The organism is Pseudoalteromonas sp. JC28 (genome assembly GCF_013319255.1).
Classification (GTDB): Bacteria; Pseudomonadota; Gammaproteobacteria; order Enterobacterales; family Alteromonadaceae; genus Pseudoalteromonas.
Genome location: NZ_QOKX01000002.1, coordinates 205,885 through 231,692, shown reverse-complemented (window position 1 = coordinate 231,692; position 25,808 = coordinate 205,885). Strand labels below are relative to the sequence as shown.

24 protein-coding genes are annotated in these 25,808 nt (G+C 43.4%); 4 read left to right on the top strand and 20 right to left on the bottom strand.

All coding sequences use genetic code 11. From position 1 onward, the window contains the following. Positions 1 to 2: 2 nt before the first annotated feature. Positions 3 to 3,176 (top strand): efflux RND transporter permease subunit, encoded by a 3,174-nt coding sequence (locus DS891_RS06260; RefSeq protein ID WP_174169208.1) that lies wholly within the window; start codon positions 3 to 5, stop codon positions 3,174 to 3,176. Between the two features lie 147 nt (positions 3,177 to 3,323). Continuing rightward, complete coding sequence (locus DS891_RS06255; RefSeq protein ID WP_010605442.1) at positions 3,324 to 3,692, top strand: MliC family protein; 369 nt, start codon at positions 3,324 to 3,326, stop codon at positions 3,690 to 3,692. 52 nt (positions 3,693 to 3,744) lie between these two features. Here the strand turns inward: DS891_RS06255 and DS891_RS06250 are convergent, their stop codons facing one another. The 18 genes from DS891_RS06250 to DS891_RS06165 all read right to left on the bottom strand — a co-directional run bounded on the left by DS891_RS06250 (position 3,745) and on the right by DS891_RS06165 (position 18,606). After that, positions 3,745 to 4,173: a hypothetical protein gene (locus DS891_RS06250; RefSeq protein WP_102058068.1), complete on the bottom strand. Its 429-nt coding sequence runs from the start codon at positions 4,171 to 4,173 to the stop codon at positions 3,745 to 3,747. Between the two features lie 101 nt (positions 4,174 to 4,274). Further along, entirely contained in the window at positions 4,275 to 5,186 is a 912-nt protein-coding gene (gene secF / locus DS891_RS06245) for a protein translocase subunit SecF (protein ID WP_174169207.1), read from the bottom strand. A 1-nt stretch (position 5,187) separates the two neighbouring features. Then, positions 5,188 to 7,020 carry a protein translocase subunit SecD gene (secD, locus tag DS891_RS06240; RefSeq protein ID WP_174169206.1) on the bottom strand — a complete coding sequence of 611 codons (1,833 nt, stop codon included), beginning with the start codon at positions 7,018 to 7,020 and terminating at the stop codon, positions 5,188 to 5,190. A 117-nt stretch (positions 7,021 to 7,137) separates the two neighbouring features. Continuing rightward, a complete protein-coding gene (locus tag DS891_RS06235) occupies positions 7,138 to 7,614 on the bottom strand; it encodes a hypothetical protein (RefSeq protein ID WP_174169205.1) in 477 nt (158 codons plus the stop codon). 144 nt (positions 7,615 to 7,758) lie between these two features. After that, a complete protein-coding gene (locus tag DS891_RS06230) occupies positions 7,759 to 8,034 on the bottom strand; it encodes an HU family DNA-binding protein (RefSeq protein WP_010377204.1) in 276 nt (91 codons plus the stop codon). Between the two features lie 154 nt (positions 8,035 to 8,188). After that, positions 8,189 to 8,713: a DUF2878 domain-containing protein gene (locus DS891_RS06225; RefSeq protein ID WP_174169204.1), complete on the bottom strand. Its 525-nt coding sequence runs from the start codon at positions 8,711 to 8,713 to the stop codon at positions 8,189 to 8,191. Next, on the bottom strand, positions 8,685 to 9,947 hold the full coding sequence (locus DS891_RS06220; protein ID WP_174169203.1) for a cyclopropane-fatty-acyl-phospholipid synthase family protein: 1,263 nt from the start codon (positions 9,945 to 9,947) through the stop codon (positions 8,685 to 8,687). The genes DS891_RS06225 and DS891_RS06220 overlap by 29 nt, the downstream gene beginning before the upstream one ends. Position 9,948: 1 nt before the next feature. Beyond that, the gene (locus DS891_RS06215) at positions 9,949 to 10,680 is read right to left on the bottom strand and encodes a DUF1365 domain-containing protein (RefSeq protein WP_102058073.1); all 732 of its coding nucleotides are present in this window, start codon (positions 10,678 to 10,680) and stop codon (positions 9,949 to 9,951) included. After that, a complete protein-coding gene (locus DS891_RS06210) occupies positions 10,677 to 11,930 on the bottom strand; it encodes an NAD(P)/FAD-dependent oxidoreductase (RefSeq protein WP_174169202.1) in 1,254 nt (417 codons plus the stop codon). The genes DS891_RS06215 and DS891_RS06210 overlap by 4 nt, the downstream gene beginning before the upstream one ends. Next, positions 11,923 to 12,639 carry an SDR family NAD(P)-dependent oxidoreductase gene (locus DS891_RS06205; RefSeq protein WP_174169201.1) on the bottom strand — a complete coding sequence of 239 codons (717 nt, stop codon included), beginning with the start codon at positions 12,637 to 12,639 and terminating at the stop codon, positions 11,923 to 11,925. The genes DS891_RS06210 and DS891_RS06205 overlap by 8 nt, the downstream gene beginning before the upstream one ends. Beyond that, positions 12,636 to 13,049, bottom strand: a complete 414-nt coding sequence (locus DS891_RS06200; protein WP_010605452.1) for a nuclear transport factor 2 family protein — start codon at positions 13,047 to 13,049, stop codon at positions 12,636 to 12,638. Before DS891_RS06200 ends, DS891_RS06205 begins: the two co-directional genes overlap by 4 nt. An 18-nt stretch (positions 13,050 to 13,067) precedes the next feature. Beyond that, positions 13,068 to 14,447 carry a deoxyribodipyrimidine photo-lyase gene (phrB, locus tag DS891_RS06195; protein WP_174169200.1) on the bottom strand — a complete coding sequence of 460 codons (1,380 nt, stop codon included), beginning with the start codon at positions 14,445 to 14,447 and terminating at the stop codon, positions 13,068 to 13,070. 2 nt (positions 14,448 to 14,449) lie between these two features. Continuing rightward, positions 14,450 to 15,409, bottom strand: a complete 960-nt coding sequence (locus DS891_RS06190) for a DUF523 and DUF1722 domain-containing protein (RefSeq protein ID WP_174169199.1) — start codon at positions 15,407 to 15,409, stop codon at positions 14,450 to 14,452. A gap of 15 nt (positions 15,410 to 15,424) precedes the next feature. Beyond that, the gene (locus DS891_RS06185; RefSeq protein ID WP_174169198.1) at positions 15,425 to 16,075 is read right to left on the bottom strand and encodes a ChrR family anti-sigma-E factor; all 651 of its coding nucleotides are present in this window, start codon (positions 16,073 to 16,075) and stop codon (positions 15,425 to 15,427) included. Further along, positions 16,072 to 16,692, bottom strand: coding sequence for a sigma-70 family RNA polymerase sigma factor (locus tag DS891_RS06180; protein WP_039495233.1), 621 nt, complete (start codon positions 16,690 to 16,692; stop codon positions 16,072 to 16,074). The genes DS891_RS06185 and DS891_RS06180 overlap by 4 nt, the downstream gene beginning before the upstream one ends. 60 nt (positions 16,693 to 16,752) lie before the next feature. Beyond that, positions 16,753 to 17,325: an LON peptidase substrate-binding domain-containing protein gene (locus DS891_RS06175; RefSeq protein WP_010605457.1), complete on the bottom strand. Its 573-nt coding sequence runs from the start codon at positions 17,323 to 17,325 to the stop codon at positions 16,753 to 16,755. Between the two features lie 80 nt (positions 17,326 to 17,405). Then, positions 17,406 to 17,726: an MGMT family protein gene (locus DS891_RS06170; protein WP_102058080.1), complete on the bottom strand. Its 321-nt coding sequence runs from the start codon at positions 17,724 to 17,726 to the stop codon at positions 17,406 to 17,408. Next, positions 17,692 to 18,606, bottom strand: coding sequence for a LysR family transcriptional regulator (locus DS891_RS06165; RefSeq protein WP_010605459.1), 915 nt, complete (start codon positions 18,604 to 18,606; stop codon positions 17,692 to 17,694). The genes DS891_RS06170 and DS891_RS06165 overlap by 35 nt, the downstream gene beginning before the upstream one ends. Positions 18,607 to 18,706: 100 nt before the next feature. Between DS891_RS06165 and DS891_RS06160 the strand changes: the two genes are divergently transcribed. Beyond that, the gene (locus tag DS891_RS06160; protein WP_174169197.1) at positions 18,707 to 19,786 is read left to right on the top strand and encodes an efflux RND transporter periplasmic adaptor subunit; all 1,080 of its coding nucleotides are present in this window, start codon (positions 18,707 to 18,709) and stop codon (positions 19,784 to 19,786) included. Position 19,787: 1 nt separating this feature from the next. Continuing rightward, positions 19,788 to 22,853: an efflux RND transporter permease subunit gene (locus tag DS891_RS06155; protein WP_174169196.1), complete on the top strand. Its 3,066-nt coding sequence runs from the start codon at positions 19,788 to 19,790 to the stop codon at positions 22,851 to 22,853. An 83-nt stretch (positions 22,854 to 22,936) separates the two neighbouring features. Here DS891_RS06155 and rnd read toward each other — a convergent pair whose 3' ends face one another. Continuing rightward, positions 22,937 to 24,067 (bottom strand): ribonuclease D, encoded by a 1,131-nt coding sequence (gene rnd, locus DS891_RS06150; protein WP_102058084.1) that lies wholly within the window; start codon positions 24,065 to 24,067, stop codon positions 22,937 to 22,939. 77 nt (positions 24,068 to 24,144) lie between these two features. Next, a complete protein-coding gene (gene fadD, locus DS891_RS06145) occupies positions 24,145 to 25,797 on the bottom strand; it encodes a long-chain-fatty-acid--CoA ligase FadD (RefSeq protein ID WP_010605463.1) in 1,653 nt (550 codons plus the stop codon). Positions 25,798 to 25,808 lie beyond the last annotated feature (11 nt).

Genomic DNA, 25,808 nt, shown 5'->3' with positions numbered 1-25,808 from the left:
TAATGAAATTTTCCCATTTTTTCATTAAACGGCCTATTTTTGCGGCGATGATGTCGCTTGTGATATTAATCGCAGGAGCCATTTCCCTTTTTCAGCTTCCCGTTAGTGAGTATCCAGAGGTGGTACCGCCGACGGTTGTGGTATCTGCAACTTACCCCGGTGCAAACCCAAAAGTCATTGCTGAAACCGTTGCAACGCCACTTGAGCAAGAGATCAATGGTGTTGAGAACATGCTGTATATGTTTTCTCAAGCAACCAGTGATGGTCGTTTAACGCTTACCGTGACTTTTGCACTTGGTACTGACTTGGACCGCGCCCAAGTTCAAGTACAAAACCGTGTAAATAGCGCTATTCCAAGATTACCGCAAGAAGTACAACGTTTAGGGGTTGTTGCTGAGAAGGCGTCACCAGATCTCACTATGGTGGTGCACTTGGTATCGCCAAGCGGCTCGCATGATACAAGCTACCTCTCTAACTATGCCGATATTTATGTCAAAGATCAGATAGCGCGCTTGCCGGGAGTTGGTGATGTGAAGCTATTCGGCGGCGGTAAATACGCCTTGCGGATATGGCTAAACCCCGAGCAATTGGCTGAAAGAAACTTAACCGCAAGCGATGTGGTTCGAGCAATCCAACAACAAAACCGCCAAGTAGCAGCTGGCTCTTTGGGTGCTCAACCCACAACGAATGAAAATCAATTCCAAATTCTGTTAAACGTTAAAGGGCGTTTGGTAGATACCAGTGAATTTGACAATATTATTGTTAGCGTATCGAGCGATGGCGCGATCACTAGACTCAAAGACATTGGCCGAGTTGAGCTTGGACAAGATAACTACGCGTTAAGAGCTTTGCTAGATGGAAACGAAGCGGTGGCAATGCCGATTTTCCAGCGTCCTGGTTCTAATGCGATAGAGCTGTCGGATCAGGTGCGTGAAACCATGAAAGAGTTATCGACACGTTTTCCTGAAGGGGTTGAGTACGATATTGTTTATGATCCGACAATTTTTGTTCGTGGCTCAATCGATGCGGTAATTTCGACATTATTAGAAGCCATCGTACTTGTGGTATTAGTCGTTATCTTATTCTTGCAAACATGGCGCGCTTCGATTATTCCGCTGGTAGCGGTGCCTGTATCGTTAGTTGGTACCTTTGCTGCAATGCAGTGGCTTGGTGTTTCTATCAATACTTTGTCGTTGTTTGGTTTGGTACTCGCAATCGGTATCGTGGTTGATGATGCCATTGTCGTGGTTGAAAACGTTGAGCGTAATATTGAAAACGGCCTTGCGCCCTTCGAGGCCACTAAACAAGCGATGTCAGAGGTGACAGGCCCTATTATAGCGATTGCATTGGTGCTTTGTGCGGTGTTTATTCCAACTGCTTTTATTACCGGCTTGTCAGGCCAGTTTTACAAACAGTTTGCCCTCACGATCACAATTTCGACGCTGATCTCGGCATTTAACTCATTAACATTATCACCAGCGCTAGCTGCACTACTATTAAAGCCGCACGGTGCTAAACCAGACAAACTCACAGTGGTGTTAGATAAATTGTTTGGTCAGTGGCTATTCAAACCGTTTAATCGCTTTTTTGATAAGGCAGCTCACGGCTATGTTGGACTAGTAAAAAAACTTATTAGACTGAGCACCATTGTGCTGGTGGTTTATTTAGGGTTAATTTTTGCTACTACTAAGTTGTTTAGCACCATCCCTGGTGGCTTTATTCCACAACAGGACAAACAGTATCTTGTTGCGATTGCCCAACTGCCAGACGCGGCGAGTTTGGATAGAACAGAAGCCGTTGTACGTGAGATGGAACAAATTGCATTACAGACTCCAGGCGTTTTACATTCCGTGTCTTTCCCTGGGCTTTCAGTAAATGGTTTTACAAACAGCCCAAATAGCGGGATTGTATTTGTTGCCCTAGATAAATTTGAAAATCGCACATCGCCAGAGTTGTATGCGTCTTCAATCGCTGCGCAGCTTAATCAGAAGTTTGCCATCATAGATGAAGCGTTTGTCGCGGTTTTCCCACCGCCACCAATACAAGGGTTAGGCACCACAGGTGGATTTAAACTGCAAATTGAAGATAGAGCAAACCTTGGCTTTGAGAAGCTATTCTCTGACTTACAAGCAGTGATCGCAAAAGCGCAGCAGCAACCGGAGCTAATGGGACTGTACTCAAGCTTTAGGATCCAAGTACCACAAATGGACATTGATATCGACCGTGAGCAAGCAATGGTACAAGGCGTACCGCTCGAGGAAGTGTTTAATGCATTACAGATCTATTTAGGTTCAATGTACGTCAATGACTTTAACTTATTTGGTCGCACTTATCAGGTTACCGCTCAGGCTGACGCTAATTTTCGGGCAGATCCTGCACAGATTCTGTCTTACAAAGTAAGAAACAACTACGGTCAAATGGTGCCACTTGGCGCGGTACTCAAAGTCACGCCGACAACGGGGCCTGATCGTGTTATGCACTATAACGGGTATCCTACCGCCGAGTTAAATGGCAGCCCTGCGCCCGGATATTCTTCGGATCAAGCGCAAATGGCAATTGAAGCGGTGCTAAACGAAACGCTTAGCGAAGGCATGGCATTTGAGTGGACTGAAGTCACCTATCAGCAGATCCTCGCGGGTAATGTGATGGTGTATATCTTCCCACTGGTTGTACTCTTGGTGTTTATGGTTTTGGCATCGCAATACGAAAGCCTAAAGCTACCATTTGTAATCATCCTCATTGTGCCAATGACCATACTGTCAGCATTAGTAGGGGTGTGGCTAACAGGCGGCGATAATAATATCTTTACCCAGATTGCTCTTATCGTTTTGGTTGCTTTGGCGTGTAAAAATGCAATCCTAATGGTGGAATTTGCCAAAGAAGAGTATGAGCAAGGCAAGACTAATTTGGAGTCAATTGTTGAGGCATGTAAACTACGTTTACGTCCTATTCTGATGACGTCGATTGCCTTTACCGCGGGGGTTGTACCTCTGGTACTTGCAACTGGTGCGGGTGCTGAAATGCGCGAAACCATGGGGATTGCAGTATTCTCAGGAATGATAGGGGTTACCTTATTTGGTCTATTGTTTACGCCTATTTTCTTTATGGCGATGACGAAGCGATTATACACGCCAAAAATACGCGAAGCGCAGAGTACCCCAATACCATTCCAGTAAAAGATTAATAACTTGTAATCATGTTTAAAGGCCCATTGGGCCTTTTTTATGCTGCTTTTTATTGCCTTGTAACCGCACTATTCACCTTAACTTCATCCGTTTACGCTAAATTATCAGATACCGTCTTTTTCTCGCCGGAGTCTGTTTATGAAATCCCAAATTGCCTTTGCTGTTTTAATTAGCGCTGTTCTCAGTGCATGTGGCGAGGACATCTCAAATCGTAAAATTGAGCTTAGTGAAACACTTAGCCGTTATCAATGTGATAATGATTCGGTGATAAAAGTTGACTACAACGACAGTGATAAGGCAACTGTCCATTTTAACGAACAGGTGGTTAAGATGAAGATTGCACGCTCAGCCAGCGGTGCAAAATATCAAGGTGATGGGTTTGTGTGGTGGACAAAAAATGATGAAGGTATGTTGCTTAGACAGGAAGAAGATAAAAACAACCGCATCATCGCACGTTGCGAGATGCGGCCCAATGAAGCCTTAACAGTGAAGGCGCAATCAAACTGATTATAAATGCTCGTCCCAATAGGCAACGTCACTTATATAGAATTAGGATGTCTTATACCGACAACTTTTCAGGTGTAGCTAAAGTACTTTTTACAAACTCAATGGCAGCGCTTACATTAGCAAATAAAACTTGATCTAATGGCTCTGGCATGCCAATTTCTTTGCGCATTTTTTCAATCTGGCTTTTCGCAATTGCCGACTTCAACACATACGCAGCACTAACACAGCCTAACTGCAAACAGCGCTTTGCTGTGTTTACCAGTAACTTGTAGGCTTCTGGTGTCGCAGCTATGGCCTTTTCGGAATAACTCACGTAACCCCATGTCGAAGAATGGATCTCGGCTCGACATTGCTCTAATGCCCTAGAAAAATAATGGATCATAGACTCATTAATATTTCCTTCGAAACAGGCAAAGAGGATATTTTGCTCGGCCCAGAGGGTTACTTTCCCGCACCGAGTTTGATAACTATATTTTGACATTAATCCTTATCCGGCTCCTTTCGAAGTGCGGATTATACATCAGCACGACAAGGTTAAAAAAGAGTAATTGCTACTTTTTTAACCTAAATCGCATATTATGCTTATGGCTCAGCGAGTTGCTGTTTCGCTGCCTCAGATTCTTCTTTTAGGTAGTTATTAAATGACAAACCTAAAAACTGCGGTAAAGTTGCGCTAATTGCCAAGGAAGACAAAGTACCAATGAGAATGCCACAACACAACGCCATGGCAAAACTATTAAGTCCCGCGCCGCCTAACCACCATATCGCTAACACTGTTGTGAGCGTCGTTAATGAGGTGATAAGCGTGCGGCTCATTGAATCCTTTATCGCTTGGTCTATGGTATTGCCCACGGGACTGTTTTTCCACTGCTCTTCGAACAAAAGCTCTCTAACTCTGTCACCAATCACAATCGAATCGTTGAGTGAGTAACCAATAATCGCCAGCAGCGCTGCAAGCACGGTTAAGTCAAATTCTACTTGCGTTATTGCAAACAAACCTAGCGTCACAATCACATCATGAAAAAGCGCGATACTTGCGGAGACCGCTAAGCGCCACTCAAATCTAAACGCCAAGTAAATCAATACACTAAGTAATGCGAATATACCAGCAAGGCCACCTTGCTCAATTAACTCATTACCCACCTGCGCACCAAGATAACTGGCGTCTAATACGCTTGCTTGCCATTGTGTTTCAATTCCTTCTATCCACTGTTTGACGTGTGTTTCATCGGTGGACTGAGGGGGTTGGAAAACTCGCCAGCTACCATCGTTTTGTAGAGAGATTCGCGCATCTTGAACACCAAGCTCAGCTAGCTTGTTTTGCATTTCTGTTTGGTTCGTTTGCTTGGGTAAATCGATAACCGTAACGTAACCGCCGGTAAAGTCTTGGCCTAATACAATGCCTTTTTGAGTGATGGCTATGAGACTTGCAAGGACAAGTAACAATCCAGAAATTAGCCCGACGAATCTTGCCTTTTGCGTTTTACTTGTCATTTTACTTTGCGCCTTTACGTGATTTTGAATAAAGAGATTCTGATAACATACCGGAGACGACCACACCGGCGAAAATACTGGTTACTATGCCCAGCGCCAAAGTGATCGCGAACCCTTTTACTGGTCCATAACCGATACCAAGTAGGATAAGAGCAGTTATCATCGTGGTTAAGTTGGCATCGATAATACTCGACATGGCTTGTTGATAACCTTGCTTTAATGCAGTAACCATCCCAATGCCTTTACGCCTTAATTCGCGAACGCGCTCAAAAATAATCACATTGGTGTCGACGGCCATACCGATAGTCAAAACTAGGCCCGCAATGCCGGGTAAGGTAAGCACAACACCAGGAAGCAGCGACATTAATCCAATCAGGCAAACTAAGTTTACCAGTAATGAGGTAATGGCCACTGCGCCTAGCTTGCGATACCATACTGCCATAAACAGCAAAGTTAGGCTTAGCCCTAACGCCAAAGCTTTAAAGCCGCTTTCAATATTCTTTTCGCCCAATGAAGGACCAATGGTTTGCTCTTTCACAATGGTGATTGGTGCGTCAAGAGAACCCGCCCGCAACAATAATGCTAACTCTTGCGCGCGTTCCATTGACTGCATATTGGTAATACTGAATCGGGTATTTAATACTTGTTGAATAGTGGCGACTGAAATTACTTCCGTTTTGCGCTTAATCTCTCCTTTTGGATCCGCGTAATATTCGCTGAATACGGTAGCCATTGGTTTACCAACATTGTTTCTAGAAAATCGGTTTATCTTTTCACCGCCTTGAGAAGATAAGAATAGTTGCACTAAAGGCTTGCCGTATTCATCTCTTCCTGCTGTTGCGGACTCTATTTCATCCCCGCCAAAAATGGCAACTGGGTCGACTGAAACCAAAGCGCCAGATTTATCCTTTAATTTTTGACCTCCCATTTCTTGTAATGCATGAAATGAAAGCTTTGCTGTGGCGCCGATAATACGCTTGGCTTGTTCTGGGTCTTGCACGCCAGGTAATTCGATTCGTATATAGTTAGTGCCTTGACGTTGCGTAACTGCTTCTGTGATCCCGAGTTCCTCAATACGCGAACGTAAAGTAGATAGCGCTTGGGTCATTAACTGCTTATCGAACTCTGCTTTTTTCGCTTCGGCAAAACGGAAATTAACTCTCGTTAAACTGCCTTGTTTATGAGTTGTACTGGTAAATTGTGGATAGAGTTCGCGCAGTGTCGCAGTAAGTGCTACGAGTTCATTTTGCCCTTGCGCTTTCGCTATGACCTCAACCTGCTCGCCACTGATAACTTGAGGAATAGATAGGTTACGATAACGATTTTTGATCCGTAGGCTATTGGCTTCGTCTGCGAGTGACTGCAGTTTATTTTGCGCCGCTTGCTCTGTGTCAACCTTGAGTACGAACAACACACCGCCGTCCAAGTCTAGTCCGAGCTTGATAGGTTTGAGTCCAGTGCTTTCTAACCACTGTGGCATCGTTGAAGCACTAACAACCTTAACACTTAGCTTGGAGTGAGACTCAGCCATATAAGCACGCGCTTCGGCGGTTAGCGTGCGGTTTTCAAGTTCAACTAAGTAGCCACCTTGATGAGACTCGATTTGCTTGACTTTGAATCCCTCTCCTTCTAGCTGAGATTTAAGCTCAGGCAGCGATAGAGACACTACCTCGTTACTACTTGCTTGAATTTGAATCAAATTCTTATTGGGATACAAGTTTGGTAGTGCACAAAGGATCAACAAGAACACAATAAGCGCAGTAAAAAAGCGTTTTGCACGCGCGGTGGCTCCACGAGAGGTTGATGGCCTCGTTGGCGAATTTATATCTTTCATATTTTTCTCATTATCTATCTGAGCGATACCGATTTGCTAACGAATACTGGTCATACAGACGTTAGGGTGCTGGTATCAAAACTACTATTTGGGTACTTTATTGGTAGTAGATAATGATTAAGAGGCGAAGTTGAGACTGCCTTTGAAGGTTAAGTTTGCCGGCTTACAGTTGTCGATAAAGCCATTGTTTGGCCGAGTATCACACATATACCAAGGTACAGGTTTAGGTCTATTGATGTCATAGACTGAGGCCGGTATATATTTTTCTGCTGCAAGCTCAAATACAAGCGCATATTCGGCTTGTTGTTTAGGATGTAGAAAATAACTAGGGTGGCTAGTACGCTCGCGTTCCGGTAATAAGCCCTTTTCGTGATGCGTGGTTTCACCACTGAGCTTTATTGGACTTGTAGGGCTTGGCTTACTGGGTAACTGATTGGAGTCAGCGAGGCCCTTTTGGGTGATGTTTTCGAAGCTCGTGCTGTGCGTATCAGAAGTATGGGATAAGTGATTATCAGGCGTTCCTGTCGCGCACGCAGCAGCTACCCATAACAACATGAGTAATGACATAACGGCGAAAAGGTTAATACGCTTCATGAAAACTGATTAAACAACTTATTAGATAAAATTACGAGATTGGGGCGATAGTAGCAAATTCAAGGTAGCGGTATCAATTATAATGAATGTGAGAGGCATAAAAAAACCTCCAACTTGGGAGGTTTTTCTTGTCCAGCGAGTGGATTAAGGATTTACTTGGTCTTTTAGGCCTTTACCTGCTTTGAACGAAGGAATGTTCGCAGCTGGGATTTGGATTTCAGCGCCAGTTTGTGGGTTACGACCAGTACGCGCAGCGCGCTCTTTTACTGAGAATGTGCCAAAACCAACTAAAGCAACAGAACCGCCATCTTTTAGTGTGTTAGTTACTGCGCCAGTAAACGCTTCTAAAGCACGGGTTGCCGCTGCTTTTGAAATCTCTGCGTCTGCCGCCATCTTTTCAACTAGTTGAGCTTTATTCATTATTAGATTCCTATAACTTTATAATTTGCCTAAGCAAAACCTATGTTTATGCATTTTGCGTTTATGTGCAACCCCAAAATTGCGAAATTCGACGAAATATCTATTATTTTATTGCGTTTCGCCCCGGATCCTGTGGGTTTGTAATCAAACGCTATCAATTTGCTGGCAACTGCGCAAGCTTTGTACCCCATAAAATGCGATTAAAACTCACTATCAGGTAGAACCCCACACTCCACAGTGCGCCAAACACTGGCCAAAAAATGTACCAAGGTGTTGAGATAGAAACTACATCAAAGTTAGCTGCACCGAGATAGCTAGGTGGCGCGCAGACCAAAAATACCACTAATAACATCGGCGCTTTGAGCGTTAATAGTTTGGAAAGTGCATTATTTATTGTCAGCACCAATGCTATCCACAAAACCCAAAGCCAAACCGGAAGTAATTCACTACCTTGGTAATTGATGAGCTGAGCTTTGACCGCAATCAGTTCAATGCTCATTCCTATGGCGGAACCAACGAGTGCAAGCACCAAATTGAGATGCTTGTTTTGGTGTCCTGCGAGCATAACGAGACAGCCAACCAACATCAACCAAAGCGCATCTGCTTGAAAAAATAATGCAGCAAACCAAATGCTTTGGAAGAGTAGCGCGTTAGTAATCCAATGTTTGAGTACAGACATTGGACTGGTATCTTGGTTTTCTGGCGACTAAATGCACGGCACTAGTTGCTCTTTGTTTAAACGCCCCTTCGCAGTAGCATAAATAAAATTGCCAAAGGCGATAAAAGCGTTCATCGAAACGTTTACTATCAAGTGAGGGCCATGCTTTTTCAAACCGAACACGCCAATCGTATAGCGTTCTGGCATAGTGCAGACCGATATCATGGAGTTCGTGGACAACCATATCGGTGGAATTTACGATTTGCTTGCTCATTTCACTCACGGAAGGAAGACAACCGCCAGGAAAAATGTACTGCTGAATGAAATCCGATTGCTTGAGGTAATGTTGATAACGTTGGCAGGCGATGGTAATGGCCTGAATCAGCATCGCGCCAGTCGGTTTCAGCAAGTCGTTGCATTTGGCAAAAAAGCCCGATAAATAAGCATGTCCAACTGCCTCAATCATTTCGATAGACACCAGCTTGTCGTACTGGCCGTCCAATTCGCGGTAATCTTGTTTTAGTAATGTGATGTGCTGCTGCAACCCTTCTTTTTCAATCAGTGCTTTTACGTAGGCATGCTGCTCTTCTGAAATAGTTGTTGTGGTTATATGGCAGCCGTAGTTTTTTGCAGCATAAACCGCAAATGCGCCCCACCCGGTGCCAATCTCAACAACTTTGTCAGCTGCCTGAAGATCCAAGCGCTCACAGATTGCGGCTAACTTATGTTGCTGCGCTTCTTCAAGCGATGCTTCCTTTGAGGGATACACTGCACTAGAGTACAGCATTTCTTCACTTAAAAATGATTCATAAAGGTCGTTACCAAGGTCGTAGTGGGCGACAATGTTACGCTTTGAGCCTTGTTTCGAGTTTTTATTTTTAAGATGCTTTATCTTATTCACAATGCCGGAGAAAAATGCAAACTTATTCTCAAATGCATCTAGCTGAGCTTGGTTTAGGACGAAGATCTCAATCAGTTTGGTTAAGTCCGAACAACTCCAATGACCAAGAATGTAAGATTCACCTGCGCCGACACTGCCGCCAAGTGCAAATAGCTTATACATTTGCACTGAATGAACTTGAATATCAACGCTTAAGCTTGTTTCTGACTCACCAAAACAGTATTTTTGGTCGCCTTCGACAAGTACCACTTTTCCGGTTTCTAAGGTGTTCAACGCGCCAAAGACGAGCTTTTTATACACTCTATCGAATGTAGAAAGCGAAATTGATGAGGATATTGTCGTGGTATTTTCCATCTTATACTCTTCCGGGGTGCCCAACAAAAGGCACTTTTTTTAAAAATAACTTCAACGCTTGCCAGTAGATGCCTTTAGCTATGCTCCATGTCATTGCTGGAAACCGCTTAAGCAATTGATTAATATTTGCTTCATTGAGCTCCTGCTTTTTGAGCGTCATCGTGGCATCAAATAGCAATTCGTCACCTTTTCTGTTTTCAATATGGATTAGCGTATTGCTACCGGGTGGCTTCACTTTCCAGTGGTAGTGCATATCCAAATTCATAAAAGGTGATACGTGAAATTGCTTTTTAAAGTTCACTTCTTTACTTAATTCAACTAAATAAAAATGACGCTCATTCCAAGGCGTATTACTGACCTCAGCGAGCATATGGCTAAAACCAGCCCCCTTCTCGTCTTCAAAAAAGTAGAAATTAACCGGACTGAAGTAAAAGCCTAAACAGCGTATTTGCGCCATTAAATATACTTTTGTTTGTGATGAAACGGGTTTGCCTAGCGAATTTGACTTAGCACGTGCGCGCTCAACTAAGCTTTCGCCTTCTGTGAGGATATAGTCAGCTTGATTGAATTTAAGCAGTTTTAAGCCGGATGTACCAAACTTTGACGAAATACTATTGAGTGCGTCGAGCTCACTTAAATCTAGCCACATCATATACATGGGGTAAGAAAAAGCATGCTTGGCATGAGCGAATCGCCGATGCCGAACTTTTCCCACCAGTATTGCACTGTTCAAAATGAGATACCCAATTGCTCGGCCACATCTACCGCACTTCTCACCCCATCTTCATGAAAGCCGTTGAACCAGTACGCACCACAAAAATAACTATGGTGTTTACCATCGATGTCGGCTTTACGTTTTTGGGCCGCAATGCTGGTGGTATTGAATACCGGATGATGATAGACAAAGCGGCGGATCACTTTGTCTTCAGCTATCCCTTCATCATGATTTAACGTGACACAGTATTGATGTTTAGCGTCAAACCCTTGCAGTATGTTCATTTGGTAGGTGACAACAGCGGCTTTGTCCGTCGCTTCGTTTAATAAATAGTTCCAACTGGCCCACGCCAGCGGACGTTTTGGCAATAAACGGGTGTCAGTGTGCAGCACCACTGAGTTTGCAGTATAAGGAATTGCACCAAGTATCGCTTGTTCATCACTCGATGGGGTATTTAGTAACGCTAAAGCCTGATCGCTATGACATGCAAAGACCACTTTATCGAAGTACTCATTACTACCATCTTTGAAGACGATGGTCACACCAGAGTCATCACGAACTACTGTCTTGATGTCGGCATTAAGCACAATATTGTCTTTAAATTCTGCCACCAATGGTTGAATGTATTCCCTCGAACCACCTGGGATAACATACCATTGAGGGCGATTTGTGATGTCCAAGAGCCCATGGTTGAAGAAAAACTGGACAAAGAATTTAGCTTCAAAGTCGAGCATTTCTTTGATACTGGTTGACCAGATAGCTGCGCCCATCGGCAAGATGTAGTGCAGCTTAAAAAACTCATTAAATTGGTGTTGCTGTAGCAGTTTACCAAGCGTTTCAACACCTCGATAGTCGTCTTTTTCGTATAATGATTTACAAAGATCATTAAAACGCACAATATCCTTTAGCAATCGCCAGAAGGTCGGCCTCAGTAGGTTACGTTTTTGTGCGAATAGCGTGCGGAGTGAATGGCCATTGTACTCAAACTTCGATTGACTGTTGTGAACACTAAAGCTCATTTCGGTTTCTTGGCGACTAACACCAATTTCAGCCAGCAATTTTTCAAACTTTGGATAGGTTCTGTCGTTAAATACGATAAAGCCGGTATCAACCGCGAGCTTTTCACCTTGGTATTCAACATCAATAGTTGCTGTATGCCCGCCAATATAATCATTTTTTTCAAAGACTTTCACGTCATGTTGACGACTTAACAGGTATGCTGCGGTCATACCTGAAATACCGCTTCCAATTATTGCAATCTTAGCCACGGGCTATCCTTTTTGCGAGAGGTAACCACAACGAAAACGGCAGTAACCTGAGAAGTTTTAAAAATAGAGTAAATCTTTTTGGGAAATGTATTTCCTTGCTGCGCTTTTCTATTCCTTTGCTAATGTAACCCACGGCCTCATCGACACTTACAATAAATGGCATCGGAAAGTCGTTTTTATCTGTCAACGGCGTTTCTACAAATCCTGGGTGAACTAAGGTTACACCAATGTCTTTTAATGTTGCTGTCAGGGTGCGCGCTAAATAGCTGACAGCCGCTTTCGACGCACCGTACGCTTCGGCGCGAGGCAAAGGTAAAAATGCACTGCTGGAACTTACGATGCAAAGTTGCCCGCCTGTTTTCATTTTTGGCAGTAAAACGTCTAGGCAGTGGCCGATTGAGATGACGTTGATATGCATTACTCGCTCAAACAAATAGCCGTCAAATTGGTTGGGATTATCGATATACTCACAACCACCTGCGTTGAGGATCACGAGATCCAAGTCGTCAATATCTTTGAAGTTATCTTCTATCTCTTCGCGGTTCGTTAAATCAAATGCTTTGCTCTTTGCACCTACGCTGCTTTCTAATTTGTCTAACACTTCTTGGTTGCGGCCACAAGCAGTTACTTGATGTGACTGTTTTGCATAAAATTCCGTAAGACCTTTACCTATCCCTGATGTTGCGCCAGTAATTAAGATGTTGCTCATGCCGTGATCCTTTTATCCAATAGACGAATCACACCACCGAGTAGTGGAACGTGGCGATACAGCATTTGCGCACTGTCAAAGTAATCCCGATGTTGCGCCACTTTTTCGCCAATAAAACTTAAACGACTATGACCATCGACTTCTATGACCTTACCGCCATTTAGCTTGGGGTGTTGATAGGACATAGTCCAGTAGATAAAGCTGACGTCATCAACTTGATAGGCGTTCGTAACAAGAAATTCGATTTCAGAGACATTTTCATATAACACCTGAAAATAACTCGTTAGCGCATCAAGTCCTTGAATTTTATGTAAAGGGTCTACGAAACTGATGTCCTCAGTGTAAATTGAAGCCAATTTACCGAGACAGTATTTGTCTATTTCATTATAAATTGCCACGAATCGCTGCATTCTGTGATCCATACCTATTTAAACCTTAAATGCGTCAAGTGCTCTTGCTCTTGCTTCTTTATGATCAACCAGCGGCTCTACATAGTCATCCTTTCCGCCAAATGCCGCTAAATAGTCATGAGGAAAATGAATATGCTTTGCTGGAACATTTTTCAATTCAGGCACATATGTACGAATAAAGGAACCATCGGGATCAAACTTTTCGCTCTGCGTGATGGGATTAAAAATACGAAAATAAGGCTGCGCGTCACACCCCGTACTTGCAGCCCACTGCCAGCCTCCATTATTACTGGCAAGGTCGCCATCTATTAATTTTGACATAAAATAGGCTTCACCTTTACGCCAGTCGATGAGCAAGTGTTTGGTTAAAAAGCTGGCAACAATCATACGTAGCCGATTGTGCATCCAGCCAGTTTTATTGAGCTGACGCATTGCCGCATCGACAATCGGGTAGCCAGTTTGACCATTACACCAGAGCTCAAATGCTTGGCTGTCGTCACGCCACCTAACCGCGTTATATTTATCGTTGAAATTAAAACCTTTACATAAACGCGGGAAAGCGACGATAAGATGGCGATAAAACTCACGCCAAATGAGCTCGTTTACCCAACAAAACTCTGGCTTACTTGGGTTTTCAAGCACTTCAGGGTAATGAAGTTGGATCTCTGCGATGAGCTGCTTGGGCGACACAATGCCTAATGCCAAATATGGGCTGAGCCCCGAAGTTCCTTTGATTGCAGGGAAATCACGGTCATCTTGGTAGTCTGCTAGTTTGTCCTTAATAAAACGATTTACAATCGTGACAACGGCATTATCATCCACTGGCCACTTTTCAGATCCATTGGTCATCTCGAAGAAAGTTGGCTTTTTGAAGTTTGCCTCATGTTGCTTATCTAATGGCCAACTAGTGAAGTGAAATTGCTGCCCCACAAAACGTTTTAACCATGCTTTTTTAAAGGGGGTAAACACCTTGAACATCTCACCGGAGCCCGTAAGCACAGAGCCTGGTTTGGCAATGAGATCGCCATCGAATAATTTTAACGTGATCACAGTTTCACATGCTGCATCGCGGGCCACTTCATTTACTTCGTACTCTTTATTTGCATATAAGCAATCAATGCCTTTATCGTCACAAACAACTTGAAGCTGCGCCGGCAGCTCAGCGAATGTGCTCGCTTCAATGATATGTAGCCTAATGCCAAATTCACTAAGCTGACTGCCAAGCTCAAGTAATCTGCGCTCAAGTAGGTCGAGCTGAATACTGGCCACGTTGTGTGACTGCCACTGTGGCTTGCAATAAAAAAAGAGCGCATCGCGTGCGCCCTCATTCACGGCTTCAATCAAAGCCTCGTTGCCGTAAACCCTGAGATCACGGCGAAACCAAAAAGCTGTTTTCATTATTAAATTCCGAATCTTAAACGCAGTTCGTTGGGGTATGGGTCAAAGTACACTTGGCTTTGCAAATACGCTTTAGGATGCACGGTGAGATGATGCTTGAGCAAAGTCAACGGTACATATAAAGGTACAATACCTTTGCGATATTGATCTATTGCGCCGCACATCTCTTGCTTCTCGATGCTCGAAAGCTCATTCTTAAAATATCCCTGTAGATGCGTTAACGTGTTTGCTTGATTTTTGCGATTGGCAGGCTTGCTCAGTGCCGACATCAAACCACTGATGTATTTATGTTTCAGCGTCTCTCTATCAAATTTTTTGCCATCACCAAGTAGACGCCCTAAATCTTTATAGGCTTGGTAATTATGGCTCATCAACAGATATTTGTGCTTGGCGTGGAAATTCGTCAGCTCGTGTAGACCGATGTTTTCCGATTGCGTTAGTTCCTGCCAGCTTTTATAGACAAATACCCGCATTACGAAGTTTTCTCTAAGATGCATGTCATTCAATCTGCCATTTTCCTCGCAAGGCAAAAGCGGATTGTGTTTTATAATTTGCTCAGCAAAAATGCCAATACCCTCAGATGTATTACCTGTTCCTGCTTCGTTATAAACCTTAACACGCTCCATTCCGCAGCTTGGGCTTTTGGCGCAAAACACAAAGCCGGAGAGGCTTTGTGTTTGTGAGGTTGCAACCTTTTCACCAAACTCCTTAAGCTTTGGTGCGACATCTTCTTTACCGTCGGGGCGACTAACTTTGATAATGTCGCCTACGCGGATCTGTCTGATAGTTGGTCTTGGAATTGGCATGCCTATCGCAACTTCCGGGCAAAAGCGCACATACTCAACATGTTCGGCGAATTCATCCATACAAAAGTTTGAACGCTTGTGGCCTGAGTCAAATCGCACTTTGTCTCCAGCCAAACACGCGCTAATGCCAATTTTTATTGGTGATGAAAATTTCATTTCGCAACTATTCCTTTAATAAATCAACTTACCAATTGGGTTTAACAGCTTACTTAAGCCTTTATTAAAGTGTAGTGCACTGCTTACCACGGTAAAGCACAGGCAGCCTTCTTTTGTGCGCGGAGAATGATTATGTTTGCCGTCTTGCCAAATAAAGTCGCCCGGTACGTATTCACCAGCCTCATCTGCAAAATCGCCGTCAAGCAACAAGGTTATCTCAAAGCCCGTGTGGGTGTGCTCTGGAATTTCGCCTTCCGCACCAATTTGTAAAAGGCTTGAGCGTAAGTCGCCGTCTTCTAGCAATAACCGAGAGCGGGCGATTTTGCCTACACCTGAAAACTTGGTGCGGTCGATATTCGCAATAGCCCGAGGTAACTGAACATCCCTGCCCTGATAGTTAAATGAGGGTTGGATATATTCTTTAACTTCGTCTATTTCGTCGTCCAGTGTTATCGCTTGCATCATCGCCTCGAAATCGCTGCTTAGTGAAGAGTCGCTGCCTCCTCCAAGCTGAACATTCGCTTCTTGCGCTTCAAGCTGTTGAGTCTTTTTCTGACAACATGGACACATTTCGACATGTGCTGCAATTGCGACACTGATACTTGCAGGCAAATTACCTTCAACAAATTGGCTTAATAATGAATCATTAGGGTGATGCTTTATCATGCTTGATCTCCCATTTCTGCGCGAAGTTTTTGTAAAGCAAGCCGTAAACGTGACTTAACTGTCCCGACAGGTATATTAAGATGCTCTGCCAATTGTTCTTGAGACATTTCTTGAAAGTACACGCCTTTGACTATGTCTCGTTGTGCTGGCGGCAACTTATTGATGTATTTTTGAATTTGCGCCGTTTGCAAGTGATCTTGAAAACCGTCGTCGTCAGCCTGCGAGTCTTGAATTATCGGCCAGATGTCTTCACTGATATGTTCTTCTTTATTACTCTTCATTTTACGCAATGCGTCGAACGACGCGTTACGCATCACGGTATAGATCCACGTTGTGGCTGCGCCTTTATCATGATGATAGAGGTGGGCTTTACGCCACACTGACGTCATCGTGTCTTGTACGAGCTCCATCGCTTGGGCGTCATTACCAAATTGTTTCACACCAAAGCGCCTGATTTTTGGCGCAAAGTACTCAAACAAGAAGGCAAAAGCTTTGCGATCTCGTTTTTCTGCAACCTTAACTAAAGCGTCCGATAACGCTTGAGAGGGAGTTTCTTGCACTGCTTTGCGAGTTCCTGACTGAACGTTGCAATCAATAGATTGCTGTTGGCCTAACATAGCTCACCTTCCAATTTATAATTATAAGCTGTAATACGCTGTAAAACTTGGCATGGATCACTATTTTTCATCTAATACAGTATGTAAGAACTCTGCCACCTGTTCAAATGTTTGTGCTTGTTTTATTTTTAGTTTTTGGGTCATCGAGATGGGTAAGATTTCTAGCCAACGATAAGCAACCCAAAGAGGCTGAGTAAAATGCTTGTCGCGGTACAAATCATCAAGGATTGGGTTGGCGATAAAAACGCTCTGAAGTTTATGAGCAAGGGTTTCGTCAACTAGACTAAATGCTTCTTCACTACATTGCCATGGCGGCCCATCAATAATGTCACAATCGCCATAACGTAAAGATTGTGAGTCTACTTCCACATTACTGATCGCGACGCGCGATAGTGCCTCAACATCAATGAGCAGCTGACCATCATCATCTTGTGAAAAGTCGACAATTTTAACGTGCACGCCTTCTTTTGACACATTGTTCGGCGTATCCGCGAGGTATGGGCATAACACAAAACCTTGCTCTGTTTTCGCGGCCTCTTTTACCATATATAGATAGCGCTGCTCAAAGATCCGCAAGCGGGTGAACCCGCCTGGAAGCAAGAATATTGGCAATGGAAATAAAGCGAGTTTCATAATTCCCGTTCAAATATACAAAAACTAACGATAATTACGACGGCCCTATTTATCTGGATCAGTTAACGCTAAATTTATGACTATTCCCAAACACAGTGTTTAGCTATCACGTTACTATTTGAGAATGTGACGCCCTCAGCTTGCAAGCGTGACTTTTGCTCTTGAAATTTACTACTGTCTTCAGGAAAAGAAATGCGCCGTTGGCTATTTACTACTCTGTACCAAGGTAATGTTGAACCTTGTGGTAGGTTCTTCAGCAATTGACCAACCTTTCGGGCATGTTTTGGATAACCAGCTAAGCTCGCTATTTGCCCATAGGAGGCTACCTTCCCAAACGGGATACCGCCAATTACGGTGAAAACCTTTTCAGCGAGTTCTTGCTGAGGATTGCTGCTTTTCATATTGAATATTTAACTCTTTTAATTTGTCCCAAAAATATCTTGCTACCGGTCCATGGTGTGAAATATGCAAACGATACGCGTGGATTTCAGCTTCAAACTCGTCTTTTCTATCAAACACCCTCACTTGTTGCAAAACACCAGACTCTAATTCTTCTCTACAAAGGTCAAGGCCGATTAAGGCATAGCCCATACCTTGTAATAAATATCTTTTTATTGCCAGTGCGTCATCGAGTTTCATGACATTGTTACTATTTCTGTATGCCAAGCGCTCACTATCAAACTTGAATTTACTTTCTTTCATTGCAAGAGATGGGTATTGCGCAAGCTCCGAAAAGCTCAGCTCTGGTGGCATATAGCCTGTTAATGAGACTAAGCCTAATTTTACGTGTCCAATCGGCATTGATTCTAAATCGCCAGTTGAATGAAAAAGGTCAAACCAAGGGCCAATGCCAAGGTTTGCAATCCCCTGTGTGACTTGCTCAAGCGCAAAAAAACGTTTACCACTTGAGATGTTCATTTCAGTTGCGGGAAACTTAATGAAGGCATTGCCTAATACTTGATCAATCTGGTTTTGATATACGATCGGTTCGTAACAGATGTTAAAGCTTGGTTCATTACCCGCCGCGAATTCAGTCGCGAGTAATGACAAATCTCTATGATGATTAAGTAATTTTTCGGCTTCAAAATAAAACCGACGACCTTGCTCTGTTAACACATTGCGATATTTCTCACGCTCAAAAAGGGCAAATCCCAAAGATTGTTCTAATCTTTTAATTGATTGAGAGACCGCAGGCTGTGTCTTATGAAGCTTATTTGCCGCTTCGGTAAGGCTAGGCGCTTCAACAACGGTGCAAAACGCTGCTAAGTCCGAAATCTTCATAAATAAATCTTATGCAGTATAGAATGTTTTATAATTTTTATTTTATATGTAATTCCATTATTCTGCACGCATTAAAATTGACGTTGTCATGGAGAACAAAATGTTAAGAGTGTTTTCTGGAATTGTGCTGGCTACCTTATTAGTGGGTTGCCAAGAGCAAGCAGAACAAGCCCCAACAGAAGCCCCTAACCGACCAGTTAAAATTCACACTGTTTCGGACCCCAATAGCAGCACGCTTCGCAGTTTCCCTGCTGAAGTGGTGGCAAATCAAGGCTCCTATCTTGCCTTTCGTGTGAATGGTGAACTTATCGAGTTTCCTGTTCTCGCAGGCCAAGACGTACAAAAGGGGCAATTGCTAGCCAAGCTTGATCCTGAAGATTTCAATCTGCAATATGAACAACGTAAAGCCCAATTTGAACTCGCTAAATCGCAGTTATCGAGAATTGAGCCGTTATTTGAAAAAGGCATAGCGACTAAAGCTGAGTTTGATAAAGCAAACGCAGACAAGCAAGTTGCGGAATCTGCATTTAAAATTGCTAAAACAAACCTTGAATATAGTGAGTTAAGAGCACCATTTAGCGGCACGGTTGCTAAGGTATTTGTCAAAAATTACGAAAACGTGGTAGCAAAGCAAAATATCCTTCGCCTTGAAACACGCGATATGATGGATGTGGTTATTCAAGTTCCTGAGCGCATCGTTGCACGTGTTGATAAAGATTCGGATTACAAACCGACCGTTGTTTTTGATGGCTACCCAAGTAAGTCTTACCCGCTTACGATTAAGGAATGGGATACGCAGGCAGACCCTGCAACCTTAACCTACAAAGTCGTATTTAGTCTTCCAATCCCTGAGGACTTTAATTTGTTCGCAGGTATGACAGGCCATGTTTACGTCGACCCAAGCAAAATTACGAACCGTGAAAATACAGCAATCATCGTACCTAACCAAGCAGTATTCTCAGATAAAAAGCAAGGCACAGAGGGGAATAGTTACGTATGGGTATATCAAAGAGATAATCAGATGGTAACAAAACGCGAAGTCACCGTTGGTCAACTTAATCATACCGGAATTGAGGTAATGTCGGGTCTTGAACCTGGTGAAGAAATTGTTGCTGCGGGCGTGCATTACTTGCAAGAAGGCGCAAAAGTGAGACCTTGGACTAAAGAAAGAGGTCTGTAATATGAGTTTAGCCAAGTGGTCAATTGAGAATAAGGTTATCAGTTGGATGTTTGCCTTGCTCCTGCTTATTGCTGGGGCGGTATCCTATTTGGGCCTAGGCCAGCTAGAAGATCCTGAATTCACACTAAAAAAAGCCATGGTCGTGACCATGTATCCTGGTGCATCGCCACAACAAGTGGAAGAGGAAGTCACCTTCCCGATTGAAAATGCGATTCAATCTCTGCCGTATGTTGATTATGTTACTTCAATTTCTTCTCCCGGTAAGTCGCAGATCACTGTTGAGATGAAGAGTAAGTACCGTAAGAAAGACTTACAACAGATCTGGGATGAGCTGCGCCGTAAAGTAAATGATCTCTCGCCGAAGCTACCGCCAGGTGTTATGACGCCAAGCGTTATCGACGATTTTGCTGATGTTTACGGTGAACTCTACGCGATCACCGGTGAAGGCTATTCGTATGATGAGCTAAAAGACTACGTTGACTTTTTGAAGCGCGAATTAGTGCTAGTAGAAGGTGTAAGTAAAGTCACTGTTGCGGGTGAGCAACAAGCACAAGTGATCGTCGAAATATCAACACAAAAACTGTCACAACTTGGCATTGCGCCTAGTTACATTTTCTCGTTGCTACAAGCTCAAAATACAGTATCTAATGCGGGTAAAATACGAGTTGGAGATGAGTCTATTCGCCTGCACCCTACTGGTGAGTTTACAGACGTTGCTGAGCTAGAGGGATTACTGATCTCAAAGCCCGGTGCCAAAGAGCTTATTTATTTGGGTGACGTGGCAAAAGTGACACGCGAATATGCGGAAGTGCCGAATCATATTACACGTTTTGATCAAAAGCGTGCACTGCTGGTTGGGGTTTCTTTTACTTCTGGTGTAAATGTTGTTGAGGTGGGTAAAGAAATCGAACATCACTTACAGCAATTAGAATATCAGCGCCCTTACGGTATTACGATCAACACGGTTTACAATCAACCAACAGAAGTAGAAACCTCGGTTGATGGTTTCATCGTTAGCCTTTTAGAGGCCGTTGCCATTGTAATTATCGTTTTGCTTATTTTTATGGGTGTAAAGAGTGGTATTTTAATCGGCGGTATTTTGCTTATTACCGTGCTGGGTACCTTTATCTTTATGAAGATATTCGCCATTGATTTACAACGTATTTCATTAGGTGCTTTGATCATTGCACTGGGGATGCTAGTCGATAATGCCATTGTAGTGACTGAAGGCATTTTGATTAATATTAAACGGGGTCAATCTAAAGTAAAAGCTGCTGTGAACATTGTTGAACAGACAAAATGGCCACTTCTTGGCGCAACCGTTATCGGGATCACCGCATTCGCACCGATTGGCTTAAGCTCCGACGCCAGTGGTGAGTTTGCAGGCTCGCTATTTTGGGTGTTGTTAATTTCACTACTGCTAAGTTGGGTAACGGCTATTACACTGACGCCATTTTTTGCCAATATGATGTTTAAAGGGCCTAAAGAAAAGTCATCAGATACCAGCGGAGAAGACGACCCTTATAAAGGTGTGATCTTCACCGTGTATAAATCCATGCTGACCTTCTGCCTTAAAAATCGTGCTATTACTATTATTTCTATGGTACTACTATTAGTCGCTGCAGTTGTTGGCTTTAAATCGGTTAAGCAGTCTTTCTTCCCAGCTTCAAATACACCGATGTTCTATGTGGATTACTGGCATTATCAAGGTGCCGATATACGTAGCACGGCGCAGAATGTTGAGAAAATTGAATCCTTTTTACTGGCCGATCCGATGGTTAATGAAGTAACTGCAACGATTGGGCAAGGTGCGCCTCGTTTTATGTTGACCTATTCGCCTGAAAAACAATACGACGCTTATGGTCAGTTAATTGTACGTGTAAAAGACCGAGAAGCAGTAGTGGCTATGATTGCCAAGCTTCGCGATTATGAGCTTGAAAATGAGCTAGACGGACGTCTCAAAATAAAGCGTATGGAAATTGGTCCTTCAACTGATGCAAAAATCGAGGCTAGGTTCTCGGGACCAGACCCTGTTGTGTTACGCCAACTAGCTGAAGAAGCCAAAGGTATTATCAGCCAAGACGATAAAGCGTTTAATATTCGTGATAACTGGCGACAAAGAACCAAACTGGTGCGCCCACAGTTTAATGAATTGAAGGCGCGTCGATTGGGGATCAGTAAATCAGACTTAGATCAGTTGCTACTGACTTCGGTGTCAGGTAACAAAGTAGGGTTATATCGAGATGGTACACAACTGTTGCCTATCATTGCGCGCTCTCCTGAGGAAGAGAGGCTCAATGTTGAAAATCTTGGTGACTTACAAATATTCAGCCCTGTCCTTAGCGTCTACGTACCAGTTTCACAAATCGTGGATGATTTTAGTGTCACTTGGGAAGATAGCCTGATCATGCGCCGCGACCGTAAACGTACCATCACGGTAATGGCTGATCACGACGTGATAGGTGATGAAACCCCAGCTAAGTTATTTGCAAGAGTGAAGGCGGATATCGAAGCCATTGAGCTACCCCAAGGGTACGAGATGCAATGGGGCGGCGAGTATGAGTCGTCAAGCAAAGCGAAGAAAGCCATTTTTGGCTCATTACCAATCGGTTATTTAGCGATGTTTATGATCACTGTATTGCTCTTTAACTCGGTGAAAAAGCCATTAGTGATCTGGTCAACCGTGCCGCTTGCTATTATTGGGGTAACGGCAGGCCTTGTTTTACTACAAGCACCATTTAGCTTTATGGCGCTGCTAGGCTTGCTAAGTTTATCCGGCATGTTGATTAAAAATGGTATTGTACTGATGGATCAAATAAATATCGAAATAGACTCTGGTAAGTCCCCTTACCAAGCGGTATTTGATTCTGGTGTGAGTCGTGTAAGGCCGGTGTCTATGGCTGCTATCACAACCATACTGGGTATGATCCCGCTATTATTTGACGTGTTCTTCCAGTCCATGGCGGTCACCATTATGTTCGGTCTTGGTTTTGCGACCATACTGACGTTGATTGTATTACCTGTGTTACATTGCGTGTACTTTGGTATCGAACAACCAAAAGACTAGTTGAGCGACATCCACCTTCTTCGGAAGGTGGATGTTATTATCGCTTTCGCTGTTTATCTTTCACCTTTAAATCGACAGGAGTGCTACAGCCACCAACTGTCTAACTTATCTGCAACAAGCTCAGCCCTCCAGCCTAACGCAAGATCGGGTTTCATCAGCAATTGCTTTTCTTCCGGTGACTTTTTCCACGACCAGCTGATCACCTGATTGATTTGTTTTTTCGAAGCAAACACATCAACAGGAATATCGTTAGTTTTGGCGACTTCGGCGATAACCTGTTTGATATCCTTGCACGCTGCTTTGTAACCTTTGAAGTCGATAAGTCTTCTCACGCGTTGTGGACAATCTTGTTCACTTACTTCTTTTGCTTTTTCTATACAGGCGAGAATTTCTTTACCAGAGCGATTAACTTCCATTGGCTCAACACCTGGAACATTACGTAAACTGCCCAGTGAGCTTGGACGACGTTTGGCGATTTCGACCATGTTATGTTCTTTAAGCACAAAATTTAGCGCTAAGTTCTTTTTCTCTGCCTTGGCTCTGCGCCACGCTGCAAGTTCTTTTAGAGTAGCAAGATCTCTAGGCTTAAGTTGCCACACGTTTTTGACATCAAGATAAAGTACTTCATCAGGTTGACGGAAGCTTCTCTTTTGGGCGAGCAACTCACTCTCTTGAAGCACTATGTTAAATAGCTGCTTTTCATTTACTCGCGCTTGAATAGTCTCAAAACATGGCAGTAAATGATATACATCGGAGGCGGCGTAATCTAATTGGCTTTGAGTTAAAGGGCGGCGTAACCAATCTGTTCTGGATTCACTTTTGTCAATGTCTACGTCTCTAAGTTGCTTCACCATATTAGCAAAACCAATACAACTACCCTCACCTAACAACTGTAAAGCAAACTGGGTATCGAATATTGGTGATGGGATAAAACCTGCAAACTTTAGAAATACTTCGATATCTTCTGATGGAGAATGAAGTACTTTTAAAACACTAGTATCTGAAAATAATGTCCACAGCCTACTAAAATCCATATCGGCTAGTGGATCGATAAGGGCAAGGTGGTTACCATCAAAGATCTGTAACAGAGCAATTTCTGGGTATAGGGTGCGGCGACGCATGAATTCGGTGTCGACGGCGAGCACTTTGGCTTTCGAAATAGACAAGACAAATTCATCTAGTGCTGTTTGGCTTTCAATAACTTGATACTGCACTGTTACTCCCATGCAATTTACATAACTAGCCATATCACGCTAGTTATAAAAAAGCCGGCTAGTGCCGGCTCTATTTGTTATTCTTTTAACGCTCTACGTAGTATTTTACCAACGTTAGTCTTTGGCAGTTCATCTCTAAACTCAACTAGCTTTGGTACTTTATAGTTCGTTAGATTATCTCGGCAATGTGCAATTATATCTTTTTCTGTTAAAGATGGGTCTTTTTTAACAATAAAAACTTTAACTTGCTCACCACTAACCTCATGAGGCACGCCAACCGCTGCAACTTCCAACACGCCTTCGTGCATGGCAACGACTTCTTCGATTTCATTAGGGAAAACGTTAAAGCCAGACACTAAGATCATGTCTTTTTTACGATCAACGATGTAGAAGAAACCGTCATCATCATAAGTGGCGATATCACCCGTTGCAAACCAGCCGTCTTTTAAACATTCGGCGGTTGCGTCTGGACGGTTGTAGTAACCAGCCATCACCTGTGGTCCTTTAACACACAGCTCACCGGGCTCACCCTTAGGTGTTTCATTGCCATTGTCATCAACAATTTTGATGTCAGTGCTTGGTGCAGGTAAGCCAATAGACCCGTTGTAGGCTTCAAGATCGTGTGGGCAGATAGTAACTAGCGGCGCACATTCTGTAAGGCCATAACCTTCCATCAGCTTCGACTTTGTCACCTTCTGCCAGCGCTCAGCGACAGGGCGTTGTACAGCCATACCACCACCTAAAGACATTTTCAGAGTTGAAAAGTCGAGGTCGGCAAACCCTGGTGTGTTTAACAGGCCATTAAATAACGTGTTAACACCAGTGATAGCGGTAAATGGAACTTTTGCCAACTCTTTTACAAACGCAGGCATGTCACGCGGGTTGGTGATCAAGATATTGTGACCACCGTACTTCATAAAGGTCAAACAGTTCGCTGTTAATGCAAAGATATGGTATAGCGGTAGCGCCGTGATAACGACTTCTTTTCCTTTAACTAATACTGTATCTAAACAGCCAGAAACTTGCTCAAGGTTTGCTACCATGTTGCCATGAGTAAGCATCGCGCCTTTAGATACGCCAGTTGTACCGCCAGTGTATTGCAAGAAGGCAAGGTCACTTAGCGTCACGTCTGGTTTACTGTATTTTGCAGGATCTGCTGCAATTACTTGTTTGAAAGGAATGGTATTTGGCAGGCTAAAGTCAGGCACCATTTTTTTGAAGTGCTTAACAACAAAGTTCACCAGATGCTTTTTGAAGCCACCTAACATGTCACCAATTTCTGTCAGCACTACATGCTTCACACTGGTTTTTGGTAAGGCTTGCTCCAGTGTATGGGCAAAGTTTGCAAGAATAAAGATAGCTTTTGACTCGGAGTCATTTAGCTGATGCTCTAATTCGCGCACGGTGTAAAGCGGATTGACGTTTACAACGGTACAACCAGCACGTAGTACACCTAAAATAGTAACTGGGGTTTGCAACAAGTTTGGCATCATGACAGCAACTTTATCGCCACGGCCAAGTTTCAATTCATTTTGTATATAACTAGCAACTGCTTTGGTCTTTTCATCAACTTGCTGATAAGTCAGTGTCTTACCCATATTGGTGTAGGCTGGATACTGAGCATAATCTGCAAAACTTTTTTCAAATAATTCAAGCAATGAGTTGTAATGCTCTGGGTCGATAGTTTCAGGCATACCTTCTGGGTAGCGCTTAAGCCAGATTTTTTCCACTCTTAGCTCCT

Bases quoted from the DNA above. Each gene is read 5' to 3' on its own strand.
- secD (WP_174169206.1), bottom strand. From the start codon at position 7,020: ATGAAAGATATAAATTCGCCAACGAGGCCATCAACCTCTCGTGGAGCC.
- DS891_RS06180 (WP_039495233.1), bottom strand. From the start codon at position 16,692: ATGTTAGGCCAACAGCAATCTATTGATTGCAACGTTCAGTCAGGAACT.
- secF (WP_174169207.1), bottom strand. From the start codon at position 5,186: ATGACAAGTAAAACGCAAAAGGCAAGATTCGTCGGGCTAATTTCTGGA.
- phrB (WP_174169200.1), bottom strand. From the start codon at position 14,447: ATGAAAACAGCTTTTTGGTTTCGCCGTGATCTCAGGGTTTACGGCAAC.
- DS891_RS06260 (WP_174169208.1), top strand. From the start codon at position 3: ATGAAATTTTCCCATTTTTTCATTAAACGGCCTATTTTTGCGGCGATG.
- DS891_RS06185 (WP_174169198.1), bottom strand. From the start codon at position 16,075: ATGATAAAGCATCACCCTAATGATTCATTATTAAGCCAATTTGTTGAA.
- DS891_RS06235 (WP_174169205.1), bottom strand. From the start codon at position 7,614: ATGAAGCGTATTAACCTTTTCGCCGTTATGTCATTACTCATGTTGTTA.
- DS891_RS06165 (WP_010605459.1), bottom strand. From the start codon at position 18,606: ATGAAGATTTCGGACTTAGCAGCGTTTTGCACCGTTGTTGAAGCGCCT.
- DS891_RS06175 (WP_010605457.1), bottom strand. From the start codon at position 17,325: ATGAAACTCGCTTTATTTCCATTGCCAATATTCTTGCTTCCAGGCGGG.
- DS891_RS06255 (WP_010605442.1), top strand. From the start codon at position 3,324: ATGAAATCCCAAATTGCCTTTGCTGTTTTAATTAGCGCTGTTCTCAGT.
- DS891_RS06220 (WP_174169203.1), bottom strand. From the start codon at position 9,947: ATGGAAAATACCACGACAATATCCTCATCAATTTCGCTTTCTACATTC.
- DS891_RS06155 (WP_174169196.1), top strand. From the start codon at position 19,788: ATGAGTTTAGCCAAGTGGTCAATTGAGAATAAGGTTATCAGTTGGATG.
- DS891_RS06250 (WP_102058068.1), bottom strand. From the start codon at position 4,173: ATGTCAAAATATAGTTATCAAACTCGGTGCGGGAAAGTAACCCTCTGG.
- DS891_RS06205 (WP_174169201.1), bottom strand. From the start codon at position 12,639: ATGAGCAACATCTTAATTACTGGCGCAACATCAGGGATAGGTAAAGGT.
- DS891_RS06160 (WP_174169197.1), top strand. From the start codon at position 18,707: ATGTTAAGAGTGTTTTCTGGAATTGTGCTGGCTACCTTATTAGTGGGT.
- DS891_RS06230 (WP_010377204.1), bottom strand. From the start codon at position 8,034: ATGAATAAAGCTCAACTAGTTGAAAAGATGGCGGCAGACGCAGAGATT.
- DS891_RS06200 (WP_010605452.1), bottom strand. From the start codon at position 13,049: ATGCAGCGATTCGTGGCAATTTATAATGAAATAGACAAATACTGTCTC.
- DS891_RS06190 (WP_174169199.1), bottom strand. From the start codon at position 15,409: ATGAAATTTTCATCACCAATAAAAATTGGCATTAGCGCGTGTTTGGCT.
- DS891_RS06225 (WP_174169204.1), bottom strand. From the start codon at position 8,713: ATGTCTGTACTCAAACATTGGATTACTAACGCGCTACTCTTCCAAAGC.
- DS891_RS06170 (WP_102058080.1), bottom strand. From the start codon at position 17,726: ATGAAAAGCAGCAATCCTCAGCAAGAACTCGCTGAAAAGGTTTTCACC.